Source organism: Methylobacterium currus, from assembly GCF_003058325.1.
In the GTDB taxonomy this organism is placed as follows: Bacteria; Pseudomonadota; Alphaproteobacteria; order Rhizobiales; family Beijerinckiaceae; genus Methylobacterium; species Methylobacterium currus.
This window is the reverse complement of sequence record NZ_CP028843.1, coordinates 829,278-842,003: the sequence shown is the minus strand read 5'-3', so window position 1 is coordinate 842,003 and position 12,726 is coordinate 829,278. Positions and strand designations below refer to the sequence as shown.

The 12,726-nt window shown below is 72.4% G+C and carries 11 protein-coding genes; 4 read left to right on the top strand and 7 right to left on the bottom strand.

The window, feature by feature from the left end; translation table 11 throughout:
- Positions 1-33: 33 nt before the first annotated feature.
- From DA075_RS03825 to DA075_RS03810, 4 genes are read right to left on the bottom strand one after another with little or no spacing between them, the layout of a single operon-like run.
- Positions 34-1,656: a glycosyltransferase family 2 protein gene (locus DA075_RS03825; RefSeq protein ID WP_099952084.1), complete on the bottom strand. Its 1,623-nt coding sequence runs from the start codon at positions 1,654-1,656 to the stop codon at positions 34-36.
- The gene (locus tag DA075_RS03820) at positions 1,653-3,623 is read right to left on the bottom strand and encodes a glycosyltransferase family 2 protein (RefSeq protein WP_099952083.1); all 1,971 of its coding nucleotides are present in this window, start codon (positions 3,621-3,623) and stop codon (positions 1,653-1,655) included. The genes DA075_RS03825 and DA075_RS03820 overlap by 4 nt, the downstream gene beginning before the upstream one ends.
- Before the next feature lie 8 nt (positions 3,624-3,631).
- Entirely contained in the window at positions 3,632-4,276 is a 645-nt protein-coding gene (locus DA075_RS03815) for a hypothetical protein (RefSeq protein ID WP_174800053.1), read from the bottom strand.
- Positions 4,277-4,296: 20 nt separating this feature from the next.
- Positions 4,297-4,800: an invasion associated locus B family protein gene (locus DA075_RS03810; protein ID WP_232388646.1), complete on the bottom strand. Its 504-nt coding sequence runs from the start codon at positions 4,798-4,800 to the stop codon at positions 4,297-4,299.
- Between the two features lie 267 nt (positions 4,801-5,067).
- Here DA075_RS03810 and DA075_RS03805 point away from each other — a divergent pair, with 267 nt between their 5' ends.
- Positions 5,068-5,445, top strand: coding sequence for a hypothetical protein (locus DA075_RS03805; protein WP_099952081.1), 378 nt, complete (start codon positions 5,068-5,070; stop codon positions 5,443-5,445).
- 32 nt (positions 5,446-5,477) lie between these two features.
- On the opposite strand, the gene DA075_RS03800 is transcribed toward DA075_RS03805, so the two are convergent.
- Positions 5,478-6,221 (bottom strand): M48 family metallopeptidase, encoded by a 744-nt coding sequence (locus tag DA075_RS03800; protein WP_099952080.1) that lies wholly within the window; start codon positions 6,219-6,221, stop codon positions 5,478-5,480.
- A gap of 154 nt (positions 6,222-6,375) precedes the next feature.
- Positions 6,376-7,647, bottom strand: a complete 1,272-nt coding sequence (locus tag DA075_RS03795; RefSeq protein ID WP_099952079.1) for a polyhydroxyalkanoate depolymerase — start codon at positions 7,645-7,647, stop codon at positions 6,376-6,378.
- 334 nt (positions 7,648-7,981) lie between these two features.
- Here DA075_RS03795 and DA075_RS03790 point away from each other — a divergent pair, with 334 nt between their 5' ends.
- The 3 genes from DA075_RS03790 to DA075_RS37075 all read left to right on the top strand — a co-directional run bounded on the left by DA075_RS03790 (position 7,982) and on the right by DA075_RS37075 (position 10,992).
- Positions 7,982-9,373, top strand: a complete 1,392-nt coding sequence (locus tag DA075_RS03790) for an ActS/PrrB/RegB family redox-sensitive histidine kinase (RefSeq protein ID WP_099952078.1) — start codon at positions 7,982-7,984, stop codon at positions 9,371-9,373.
- 43 nt (positions 9,374-9,416) lie between these two features.
- Positions 9,417-10,016 carry an ActR/PrrA/RegA family redox response regulator transcription factor gene (locus DA075_RS03785; protein WP_099952077.1) on the top strand — a complete coding sequence of 200 codons (600 nt, stop codon included), beginning with the start codon at positions 9,417-9,419 and terminating at the stop codon, positions 10,014-10,016.
- Between the two features lie 166 nt (positions 10,017-10,182).
- Complete coding sequence (locus tag DA075_RS37075) at positions 10,183-10,992, top strand: class I SAM-dependent methyltransferase (RefSeq protein WP_099952076.1); 810 nt, start codon at positions 10,183-10,185, stop codon at positions 10,990-10,992.
- A gap of 1 nt (position 10,993) precedes the next feature.
- Here the strand turns inward: DA075_RS37075 and DA075_RS03775 are convergent, their stop codons facing one another.
- Positions 10,994-12,592, bottom strand: a complete 1,599-nt coding sequence (locus DA075_RS03775) for a gamma-glutamyltransferase family protein (protein WP_099952075.1) — start codon at positions 12,590-12,592, stop codon at positions 10,994-10,996.
- Between the last annotated feature and the right edge of the window lie 134 nt (positions 12,593-12,726).

The following is a 12,726-nucleotide window of genomic DNA, read 5'->3' as shown; positions in this document are numbered from 1 at the left end:
GGGATGATCGAAGACGTTTCGAGAGCAGCGATCCTACCGCGAAACCGCCCCCTTCCACGCCCGCAGCCGCACATAGGTGCCCGCCCGCGGATCGAAGTCCGGATGATACCAGGGATCGGCCTCCAGCCGCGGACCCCAGCGCGCCCGCAACGCCGCCACCTCCGCCTCGTGGCGGAGGCGGGCCTCCGGGTTCCAGCGCCGGCTCGCCGCCTCGTGGTGGGAGAGCACCGCGCCGGGCACCATCATCGTCCGGTAGCCCGCCGCCTCCAGGCGCAGGCAGAGGTCGACGTCGTTGAAATCGACCGCGAAGGCCGCCTCGTCGAAGCCGCCCACTGCCCGGAATTTGCTCGCCTGCACCGCGAGGCACGCCGCCGTCACAGCCGAGACCCGATGCGTCGCCCGCAAAGAGGCGAGGTAGCCGGTGGCCGTGCCGGGGAAGTGGCGGTGGGCGTGGGTGACGAGCCCGCCGGTGCCGAGCACGATGCCGCCGTGCTGGATCCGCTCCCGCACGTCGAGGAGCTTCGCCCCGACCGCGCCGACCTCCGGCCGCAGGGCCTCCTCGGCCATACGCCGCAGCCAGTCGCTCCGTCGCGCCACCACGTCGTTGTTGACGAAGACCAGTAGCGCGCCGCGCGCCTCCGCGGCGGCGCGGTTGTTCATCGCCGCGAAGTTGAACGGGCCGGGGCAGGGCAGCACCCGGATCCCCTCCCCCGCCAGCCGCTGGAGATAGGCGAGCGTGCGCGGCTGGCGGCTGTCGTTGTCGCAGACGATGATCTCGAAGGCGGGCCAGTCGGTATGGGCGCGCAGGCTCTCGATGCAGGCCCGCAGCAGCTCGATCCGGTCGCGGGTCGGGATGATGAGGGTGGCGAGCGGTGGCGCGGGCAGGTCGCGGCGCAGGGTCAGGATGCCGCCCGCCGCCTCGACATGGCCGGCCCCGGCGAGATGGCGCTCGGCCAGCGTCCGGCGCGACGGCGCCCAGCCCTCGGGCGGGGCGGCCCCGAAGGGCGACCAGGTCGAGAGCCGGCGCGGCAGGTGGCGGACCGCGGTCGGGTCCTCGGCCGCGAGCCGCAGCAGCAGGTCGGCGGCCTCGGCGCCCGGCAGCGAGGGATCGAGCCCGAACCGGTCCAGCACCGCACGGCGGAACGCGACGACCGGGCCGATATAGTCCGCGGCGAGCAGGTAGTCGGGATCGAAGGCCGGGCGCAGCACCGGCAGTATCGGTTTGCCTCCGGGCCCGAGCAGCACGGCGTCGCCGTAGACGGCCCCGAGGCCGGGATCGGCCGCGAAGGTTTGTTCGAGGGCGGTGGCCGCCCCCTGCACGAGGGAGTGGCCGGACGCCGTCAGCACGACGATCTCGCTCGGACCGATGCCGCCGGACAGGATCTCGGCCGGCGTCGCGACGCGCAGGCTCAGGCCCGCCTCGGCCTCGCCCGACGGCAGCGGCGGCGGCGTCAGGGCATGGCGGGCGCCCCACAGGATCGTGGCGCGGTCGCGCGCCCGCACCCGCTTGCCGGCGAGGGCCGCCCGGGCGACCGCCCAGGCCTCGCCCGGGCGCTTCAACGCCAGGAGCAGCCGGACGACCCATCGCCCGACGGGACCGGGCTGTTCCTCCACGAAGCGAAGAAGGTCGAGGCCCGGATGAGGCGGCAGCCTCATTCCAGCTCCTCCCCGAAGGTCGTGACCGAGAAGGCCGGGTGGTAGTACGGGTCGTCCCGGATCACCGCCCGCCAGCGCGCGGCGAAGCGGTCCCCTTCGGCCTCGAACCGGTCCCGGGCCGGGCCGATGCTGGGGCCGCGGCTGACCGATTCGTGGTGGGCCAGCACGGCCCGCGGGGTCCAGACCGATTTCCAGCCCCGGGCGCCGAGGCGCAGGCAGAAATCGATGTCGTTGAAATCGACCGGGAACGCCTCGGCATCGAGCCCGCCGACCGCCTCGAACTTGTGGCGCGCCACCGCCAGGCAGGCGGCGGTGACGCCCGAGACCTCGTGCGCGACGGTAAGCCGGCCGAGATGGCCCGGCGTGTCGGACGGGCGGTTGCGCAGGATGTGCCCGGCCCGGCCGCCGAGCCCGACCACCACGCCGGCATGCTGGATCCGGCCGTTGCCGAACAGCAGCTTGGCCCCGACGGCACCGACCTCCGGACGCAGGGCCTGGCGCACCAGGGCGGCGAGCCAGTCGGGGTGCAGCACCTCGACGTCGTTGTTGAGGAGCACCAGGACCTCGCCGCGGCTCGCCGCGGCGCCATCGTTGACGAGGCGCGAGAAATTGAACGGGCCCGGCCGGTCGAGGCGGCGCACCCGCGGGTCCGATGCCCATTCGGCATAGAGGGCGGCGACAGTCGGATCGGTCGAGCCGTTATCGACGATGACGAGCTCCAGCGACGCATAGGCGGTGTCGTGCAGCACGCCCCGGACCGCCATCCGCAGCAGGTCCGGCCGGTCGCGGGTCGGGATGATGACCGAGACCAGGGGCGGCGGATCGGGCAAAGGCCAGTCGAGATCGAGGATGTCGCCGGTCCGCACCATCGCGGCGGGGCTGCTGGCCTGGCGCAGGGCGCGCGTCAGGTCGTCAGCGTGGCCGCCGGGGTCCGGCGCCTCCGGCGCGATGCGGCAGAGGATGCGCGGGATGCGGCGGACCCGCTTGGGTCGCGCTAGGGTCGCGGCGAGGAGGAGCGCGCGGGCTCCCTGCCCCGGAGCCCAGCCGCTGCGCGCGACCACATCACTCGCCACCAGGAACGGCCGACCGGGATAGAGCGTGGTCAGGGCGAGGTCCGGGCTCCAGCCCGGCTTGAGCTGGGGACGCAGGCCGTCAGGTGTTTCGGCCTCGCTGTCGGCGTAGGCGAGGTCGGCGGGCGCCGGCCCCGCGAAGGCGGCGGCGAGATGGCTGAGCGCATCGGGCGCGAGGGCGTCGCCGGGGCGCAGGTACCCGATCGCGACCCCGGCGGGCAGGACGTCGGCGGAGATCCGGGGATCGCCGGGAAGGCCGGCGGGCGCCGGGCCTTGCCAGTGCAGGACGAGGCGCCAGTCACGATGGGCCTGCGCCAGCAGGGTCGCGAGGGTGCGTCGCACCGCCTCCCCCTCCCCCGGCACCGCCTCCAGGATCAGGCCGAGGCGCGGCAGATCAGGGGGGATCCGATCGAAGGCGGGCTCGAAGGGCCGCGCGCGCTCGGCCTTCCACAGGGGATAGTGCGCGAGCGGGCGTATGCCGGCGGCGATGCGCAGGGTGTTGCGCAGGCGGCGCGCATCGCGGCGCAGCCATTGGTAGAGCGCAATCGGCAGCCTGTCCGGCCGGCGGCGGGCGCAGAGGGCGAGCAAGGCCGTGCGGGACAGGAGCCGCGCCGCCTCGATCCGAAAGCCGTCCGCCGGAGCGGCGAGCCGGATCTCCTCCGTGCCGGGCGGCACCGGCCCGAGCCAGGAGGCGCGGCCGAGCACCGGGCCCGGCAGCAGCGCGTCTTCGTGGGAGCCGTCGGCGCGGGCGAAGCGCAGGAGCGGCCGCACCGGCGCAGCGTAACGGTCGAGGGCGTAATCGAGGGCGAGCCAGCGCCCGGCCGGTCGCCGTTCGAAGACCAGCGCGCGGGAGAAATCCGGATCGTCCGAGCGGGGGGCGATGCGCCAGGGCGCCACCCTCGCGGTCAACCGTCGGCCGGCGGCGCGGCGGCGGGCTTGCGCCGCGGCGCCCGCGCAGGTTTCGACGCGCCACCGAGGCCGACTTCGATCTCGAAGTCCCGCGCGAGGCCGGCCGGCACGGAAATCCCATCCTCCACCACCGTGAAGGTGCCGTTGGCCGAGCCTGCGGGGATCATCGCGGCCGCCTGGCGGCTGCGCCGGGCGATGACCTGGGTGCCGTTCTTTACCGTGATGGTGACGGGGGCGGCGAAACGGCCGGGGGCGCCGCCGGGCCCGAGCAGGACGACGCCCTGCACGCCGACCGTGACGACCGTGCTGCCGTTCGGCCCGGGCTGGCAGGAGCGGCTGAGCTGGCCCAGGCGGATCTGCGTGCGCACCGTGCCGCCCGCCAGGGTCTGGAGCGAGGACCCGCCCTCGCTGATGTCGATGATCGGGCAGTAGACGTCGTCGGGGTTGGGCGGGGCCTCGGGAGGCTTGGTGGTGCCGCCATACTTGAAGATGTTGAGGAGGGGGTTGCCCTCCTCCTGCGGCGCGGCCGTCTGCGCCTGCGCCTGCGCCGGGGCGGCGAGCACGCCCAGCGCCAAGGCGATGCCGACGGTTCCGAGGGCCAGGGCGCCGCGGCCGAGGGTGCGGGGACAACGAGCCGTCACGGTCCTCTCCCGATCGTCGATCACTTCAGGCTGTCGAAGCCTTCCTTGAACCCCTTGAGGGACAGGGGGATGCCCACTCCCTCTTCGGGCGTCTGGAAGACGATGAAGGTGGCCTGCTGGCCGCCCTTGAGCTGGCCGATGAGCTTGTCGTCCATGACCACCTCGGCGACGCAGCCGGTGGAGAGGCAGCGCACGAACGAGGTGCGGCCGATCTCCGCCTGGTCGACCTTCAGGCCGAGGCCGGAGGGCAGCAGCACGCCGAGGGGCGCCACCACCCGCAAAAGCGTGCCGCGGTTGTCGGCGGTCTTCAGCACGATCACCACCAGGGACAGGTTCGGCCGGTCCTCGGCGGCGACGTACTGCACCAGGGCGCATTGCTCGGCCTTGGCGCCGGCGGGCGTCTCGCAGCGCAGCTGCCAGTCGTCGAAGCTTTGCTTGACCGCGCCCTGCGCCAGGGCGGCCCCGGCCGGCAGGCCCGTCGCGAGCGCGAGTCCTAGGGTGGCGGCCCGCACCCGGCGTCCGATCCGTCGCAAGCTGTCTCCCACGCCGCTCACCGCTCCGCTGCCCCGGCCATCCGACGGCCTGGGGGCGTTCCGACCACGGGGCCGGGATGCTGTCAAGCCGAGGAGCGGTTCCGACAGGGAACCGGTGCGAGCGAACGGGCTTAGCTGTAGGATCAAGCCGGGCTGCGTCCGTTGCGGTTCGCCGTTAGTGGTTGTGCACCGTTTCCGGTTCATATCGGATCGGATGAACCGACCCGGATCCGCCACACCCTTCTCGCGAGAGCCCCGATGAGACTCGCTGCCCCCTCCCTCGCCCTCCTGGTCCTGGTCGCCGGTCACGTGTCCGGTCCGGCGGCGGCCCAGTCGCTGCCGGTCGACGAGACCACCTATGTCGAGCGCTCGCTCAACCGGGACGCGACGCTGACGATCGAGCACCCGCCGGTGCCGCGCAACCCGCGCGGGCGCCGGGCCTCGCGATCGGCCGAGATCGCCGGATTCTGCCGCGACGGCGGGGTGATCCGACGCCGGGGCGAGCACGGCGAGATCATCCTGCGCCAGCGCGAGACCTGCGACAGCATCGCGCCCCGCACCCTTGCTCCGGGCTATGTCGATCCCCGCCCGGCCTGGCCGGCGGAGCGCGTGGTGGTGGTGCGCACCAAGGGTTGAATCGTCGGACTCGAGCCTTCGGGCGCGAGTCGTCAACCGTAGCGGTGCAGCTCGGTGCCGTGCCGCTTCAGCCAAGCCTCGGGCTCGCCGTAGCCCGGGGAAAGCCTCTCGACGACGCGCCAGAACCGGACCGAGTGGTTCATCTCGGCGAGATGCGCGACCTCGTGCGCCGCCAGGTAGTCGAGCACGGACGGCGGCGCCATGATCAGGCGCCAGGAGAAGTTCAGCTGGCCCGCGGCCGTGCACGAGCCCCAGCGGCTGCGGGTGTCGCGCACGGTCAGGCGCTTCGGCGTGCGGCCGAGCGCGCCGGCATGGCGGGCCACCGCCGCGGCGAGGTCGCGGCGCGCCTCGGCCTCCAGGAAGTCGCGCACCCGCCGCGCCACGTGAGGCAGCCCGCAGGAGACCGCGATCACGGGCGCGCCGTCCGGGTCCGTGATGGCCATGGTCGGGCCCGACGTGGTCGACCAGTGCAGGATGCGGTGAGGGACGCCGCGCAGCGGCACGACCGCGCCGGGCACGAAGGCGACGCGTTCGGGGAGCTTCGCCACCCGGGTGGCGATCCAGGCGCCGTGCGAATCGGCGAAACGCTGGGCGGCGGCGAGGTCGGTGCGCTCCGGCAGGGTCAGGACGATCTCGCCTGTGGCGCTCGACACCCGCAGGGTGATGCGGCGGGCGGCAGCGCGGCGGCGCACGGTGACCGGATAGCAGATGCCGGCGTGGATGACGGTGACATGGGTGGGTTCGGGCGCCGAACGGCGAAGGAGCGCGACTCGCATGCCACCCTTGTACCCGGGAGACCCGGCGCCTGTCAGCGTCCCGGTTGGCCGCGCACGGCCCATGAGGCGCGAGAGCCAGATGCGCAGGCGGCGAGCCGGTGACATCGTCGGGGAGGAAAGGCCGGCGCCGCCGCGGCGGCGCCGGATGGGGCGATCAGGAGGCCTCGCGCAGGTCTTCGAGGGTCTGCGTGCCCTGCATCGCGTGCATGAAGGCGGAGATGCGCGGCGCGATGTTGGCGCGGAAGCGCGAGCCGTTGAAGACGCCGTAATGGCCGACGCCCTTCTGCAGGTGGTAGAGCTTGCGCTCAGGGGCCAGGTTCGGCGTCAGGTCGTGGGCCGCCAGGGTCTGGCCGACGCCGGAAATGTCGTCGTTCTCGCCTTCCACCGCCATGATGGCGCAGTGGCGGATCGCCGCCGGGTCGACCAGCTCGCCGTGGTGGCGCATCTCGCCCTTCGGCAGGGCGTGCTCGACGAACACGGTGTTGACCGTCTGGAGGTAGAACTCCGCCGTCAGGTCCATCACCGACAGGTACTCGTCGTAGAAGTCGCGGTGCTTCTCGGCCGAATCGCCGTCGTTGCGCACCAGGTGCTTGAACATGTCCCAATGCGCCGTCAGGTGACGGTCGAGGTTCATGCCCATGAAGCCGGAGAGCTGGAAGAAGCCCGGATAGACCTCGCGCCAGGTGCCGGGATAGCCCGGCGGCACCACGGTGATGCAGTTGCGCTTGAACCAGTCCGAGCCGCGCTCGGCGGCGAGGCAGTTCACGGCGGTCGGCGAGCGGCGGGTGTCGATCGGGCCGCCCATCAGGGTCATCGAGGTCGGCACGCCGGGCAGCCCGTCGGCCTCCATCCGGGCGACGGCGGCGAAGACCGGCACCGAGGGCTGGCAGACCGCGATCACGTGGAGGTCGGGCCCGAAGGCCTGGAACATCTCGATCAGGTAGTCGATGTAGGTGTCGAGGTCGAAGCGGCCGGCCTCGAGCGGCACCATGCGGGCGTCGATCCAGTCGGTGATCATCACCTCGTGGGCCGGCAGCAGCGCCTCGACCGTGCCGCGCAGGAGCGTGGCGTAGTGGCCCGACATCGGTGCCACCACCAGCACCTTCGGCTGGGCCTGGCTCGTCGGACGCTTCAGGGCGCGGTCGAACTTGATCACCTGGCAGAACGGCTTCGACCACACCACCCGCTCGGTCACCTCCGTCACCATGCCCTCGACGACGGTGCGGGGCAGGTTGAAGGCCGGCTTGCCGTAGCGGCGCGTCGTGCGCTCGAACATCTCGCAGGCCGCCGACACGGTCCGGCCATAGGGCGTGTAGGTGATCGGATTGACGGGATTCTTGAACACGAGCTGCGTGGCGTCGGCGGCCGCACGGGCAGGCGTCAACATCCAGTGCGCTGCTTCATACCAGAAATACGAGAGATCCATGACGCCACCGTCCACGATTGACCCAACGGCGCGCGCACCGCCGCCAGGAGACGCCTGACCCGACTGGGAGCCAGGACAATAGAGTACCGATATTGAAGGGCAACATCTGCGGAAATCCAAGGTGTCAAAAGGTGGAACTGTGCCTTTTTTACCTCAATTCGCGGATGCGCATTGTGCATTGCGGCAGCCGGTTCCGGGCCGCCTTGGGGCCGGTCCTGAACCCGGCGAATTCACCGTCGGGGATAACGCACTGGGGGGCGAAGGGTTTCCGGCCAGTTGCCCTGGCCGGCGGGCGGCGGCGCACTATGGTTTCGCCCACGTTCGAGACCTTTCCATGTTCGAGACCCTGCAGACCGACCTGGTGCGCGACGCCCGCCACCTGCGCCTCGATACCCTGGTGCGGCTGCGCTGGCTCGCGGTCGCCGGCCAGGGCGCGGCGGTGGCCGGAGCCCATCTGGGGCTCGGCCTGCCCCTGCCCTTCGGCTGGTGCTTCCTCGTCATCGCCGCCTCGTCCTGGCTCAACCTCACCCTGCGGATCCGCTACCCGGCGAGCCACCGGCTCAGCGACGACGCCGCGGTGCTGCTGCTCGCCTTCGACATCATCCAGCTCGCCGCCCTGCTCTTCCTGACCGGCGGCCTGCAAAATCCCTTCGCCCTCCTGTTCCTCGCCCCCGTGCTGATCTCGGCCACCGCCCTCCCCCCGGCCCGGACCCTGGCGCTCGGCCTCCTGGCGGTCGGCCTCTCGACGCTGCTCGCCCTCGTCTACCGGCCGCTGCCGTGGTTCGCCGGGGAGAAGCTCGAGTTGCCGTTCCTGTACGTGTCGGGCGTCTGGACCGCGATCCTGCTCGGAACCGCTTTCACGGGAGTTTACGCCTGGCGCGTCGCCGAGGAGGCGCGCCAGCTCGCCCAGGCGCTGGCGGCGACCGAGCTGGTGCTCGCCCGGGAGCAGCACCTGTCGCAGCTCGACGGGCTGGCGGCGGCCGCCGCCCACGAGCTCGGCACGCCGCTCGCCACCATCACGGTGGTGGCCAAGGAGCTGGACCGCCAGCTCGGGCCCACCGCCTCCCCGAGCGTGGCCGAGGATCTGGCGCTGCTGCGCGACCAGGTCGAGCGCTGCCGCGGCATCCTCGCCAAGCTCACCTCGCTCGATGCCGACCAGGGCGGCTTCATCGAGACGATCTCGCTCAGCCACCTCGTCGAGGAACTGGTGGCGCCGCAGCGGGCGCTCGGCATCGTGCTCGACGTGGCGACGAAGGGCGACGGGCCGGAGCCGGCCTGCCGGCGCAACCCGGGCGTGATGTTCGGCCTCGGCAACATCGTCGACAACGCGGTCGATTTCGCCGAGAGCTGCGTGGCGATCGAGGCGCGCTGGACCCCGGACCGGGTCTCGCTGGAGATCCGCGACGACGGGCCGGGCTTCGCTCCCGAGGTGTTGCTCCGGGTGGGCGAGCCCTATGTCAGCACCCGCAGCGCGGCGAAAGCCGGGCAGGAGAGGATCGGTCCCGAGGGCGGGACCGGCCTCGGCCTCGGCCTGTTCATCGCCAAGACGCTGATCGAGCGCTCCGGCGCGCAGCTGAGCCTCGCCAACGCGGTCGATCCCTCGACCGGCGCCGTGGTGCGGATCGTCTGGCCCCGTCACGTTTTCGAGAGGGAGGCCAAAGGTCGCCGAAACCCGGGCACGGGCGGCGCCGCACCCCTGACGCAGGCGCGCGACGTTCCTATATAACGCTCTGAATAGACTGATTGAAATTCGCGAGGAGCGTCGCCTGATGACGCAGTACGGAACACTGAGCCCGGAGGCCACGGCCGGTACGATCCCGGAGGGCGACGCCCTCCTTAACCACACCGACCGCAGCCTTCTGATCGTTGACGACGACAAACCGTTCTCGACCCGTCTCGCCCGGGCCATGGAGGCGCGCGGCTACCGGGTGCACGTGGCGGAAAGCGTCGCCGAGGGTGTCTCGGCGGTCGACGCGCAGCCGCCGGCTTTCGCCGTCATCGACATGCGGCTCGGCGACGGCAACGGCCTCGACGTAATCGCCCGCCTCAAGGAGCGCCGGCCCGAGGCCCGCGGCGTGATCCTGACCGGCTACGGCAACATCGCCACCGCCGTGACCGCGGTGAAGCTCGGCGCCTTCGACTACCTGGCGAAGCCCGCCGACGCCGACGAGATCCACGGCACCCTGATGGCCGAGCCCGGCGAGCGGGCCGACCCGCCCGAGAACCCGATGTCGGCCGACCGGGTGCGCTGGGAGCACATCCAGCGCGTCTACGAATTGTGCGGCCGCAACGTCTCGGAGACGGCGCGCCGGCTCAACATGCACCGGCGTACGCTGCAGCGCATCCTGGCCAAGCGCGCGCCGCGCTGAAGGACGAGATCGTGCGGATTGGAGAAGGGCTCGATGCCGCGAGGCGTCGAGCCCTTCTCACGTCCTACGGCTGCGGCAGCACAGGTCACCGCCTGTAACGTCCTGACGTCTCTGCCCCGCCTTATTGGACAGATACTCTCCAATGCAGGGTGGAGAGGACGACGCGATGAGCGAAGGCCTTCGGCGCGATTTCGGCGGCGCGATTCCGGATTTCTACGAACGCGGAATGGCGCCGGTGATGTTCGGGCCGGCCGCCGCGGTGACGGCGGCCCGAGTCGCCGCCCTCGCTCCGACGCGTCTGCTCGAGACCGCCGCCGGCACCGGGCAGGTGACCCGGCTCCTCGCGGCGTCCCTGCCGGCCGGGACCGCGATCACCGCCACCGACCTCGCCCCGGCGATGCTGGCCCTCGCCGCCGAGCGCCTGCCTGCCGGCACGGCTGTCGACCTGCGCCCGGCCGATGCCCAGGCGCTGCCCTTCGCGGAGGCCGCCTTCGACCTCGTCCTCTGCCAGTTCGGCGTGATGTTCTTCCCCGACCGTGCCGGTGCGATGCGGGAGGCGGCGCGGGTGCTCCGCCCCGGCGGGCGGTTCCTGTTCACCACCTGGGATGTGCGGGAGGCCAACCCCTACGCGCGGGTCGCGGCCGATCTCGTCGTCGAGGCGACCGGCGAAACCGGGGTCTTCGGCCTCGCCTACGGCATGACGAGCCTCGACGAGGTCCGGGCGCTGGCGGAGGCGGCCGGTTTCTCGGGCTTTCGCGCCGAGGCGATCCGCCTCGACGCGCCGGTGCCGGATGTCGGGCTGTTCGCCGCCGGCCTGCTGCGCGGCAACCCGACCGCCGTGCTCCTGCGCGAGCGCGGGATCGAACCGGAACCGCTGGTCTCGGAGTTGGAGCGCCGGCTTCGCGGGACGCTCGGCGCCCCCGCGACGGCCAGGTTGCAGATGCTGTCCTTCGAGGCGGTGAAGCCCCGGAACTGAGCTAGATCCCAGCCGCCCCGCCATCCGAGCGTGGATCATGCGTCGCCTCGACCCGCCCGTTGCCCGGGTGGCGCACCAGGAGGCCGGCGTGACCCAGCGAGTCGCTATAGGCGCCACCCAGCTCCTCGACCTCGTGCCCCATCCGCGAGAGCGCCGCGATGCAGGACGAGTCGAACCGATCCTCGACCTTCACGGTCATCGACTCGGCGCCCCAGGTGCGGCCGAACAGGAAGCGCGGGGCGTCCACCGCCTCGGCGACGCCCATCCCGTAGGTGGCGTAGCGGGTGAACACCTGGGCCTGGAATTGCGGCTGCCCGTCGCCGCCCATGCTGCCATAGGACATCACCCGCCCGTCGGCGAGGACGGCAAGGGCCGGGTTGAGGGTGTGGAACGGCCGCCGCCCCGGCTCCAGCGGGTTGACCACCTTCGGATCGAGGGAGAAGGCGAGGCCGCGATTCTGCCAGGTGATGCCGGTGCCCGGCAGGACGAGGCCGGAGCCGAACTCCCAGTAGACCGACTGGATGTAGGAGACCGCGACGCCGTTCTGGTCGATCGCCCCCATCCACACCGTGTCGCCGTCGCCGACCGGGCGCACCGGGTACGGCGAGGCCCGGTCCATGCGGATCGCCGCGGCCTCCGCCTCCAGGCGCTCCGGCGCGAGGAAGCTCGCGGGGTCGTGGCGCAGGCGGTCGAAATCGGTCACGACCGCGTCGCGGACCCGGAAGGCGCGCTTCGTCGCCTCGATCAGGCCATGGGAGTGGGCCGCCGTCTCGGGGCGGATCTGCCCCAGCCGCTCGTAGAGGCCGAGAATCATCAGGGCGGCGAGGCCCTGGCTCGGCGGCGGACAATTGTAGACCGTGGCGCCCGACAGCTTCAGCGCGAGCGGCGCCCGCGACACCGCCCGGAAGCGCTCCATGTCGCCGCGGGTGACCGGGCTGCCGGCCCGTTCGAGATCGGCGGCGACCTCGCGGCCGACATCGCCGCGGTAGAAATCCTCCAGCCCGGCATGGCCGAGCTGCTCCAGGGTGGCGGCCAGAGCCGGCAGCGCCCGCTTCGTCCCGGCCTTCGGCGGCTTGCCGTCGACGAGGAAGGTCTCGCGGAAACCCGGCTGGTCGTGGAGCGTGTCGAGTTCCTTCGGAACGTAGCGCGCCTCGGACGGAGACACCGGGACGCCCTCGCGGCCGTGCCGGACCGCGTCGGAGAGGAGCAGGGCGAGGGGCAGGCGCCCGCCGAGGTCGCGGGCGATGCCGTGGGCGAGCGCCCAGCCGCCGATGGCGCCGGCCACCGTCAGGGCGGCGTCGGGCCCGCGCTCCGGGATCGCCTCGAAGCCCTTGTCGCGGTAGCGCCGGATCGTCGCCAGGCTGCCGGCCGGGCCGCAGGCCTCGATCGTCCGCACCACGCCGTTCGGGCCGCGGATCAGCCAGAAGCCGTCGCCGCCGATGCCGTTCATGTGGGGGTAGACCACCGCGATGGTCGCCGCCATGGCGAGCATCGCCTCGACGGCGTTGCCGCCCTCTTCGAGGATCGCCCGGCCGGCCTCGGCGGCGAGGTGGTGGGGAGCCGCGCAGGCGGCGCGGGAGAAGACGGGAGTCTCGGGCATCTCACCAAGGGATGATGGGGCGGAACGGGCCCGCGCGGTTGCGCCGGCCCTCCGGTTCAGGCTAGTCCCCGCAGCCATGAAACGATAGGCGCCCTGTCGCCCGTCGCCCCGCCATCAGGACAAGGATCAGGCCG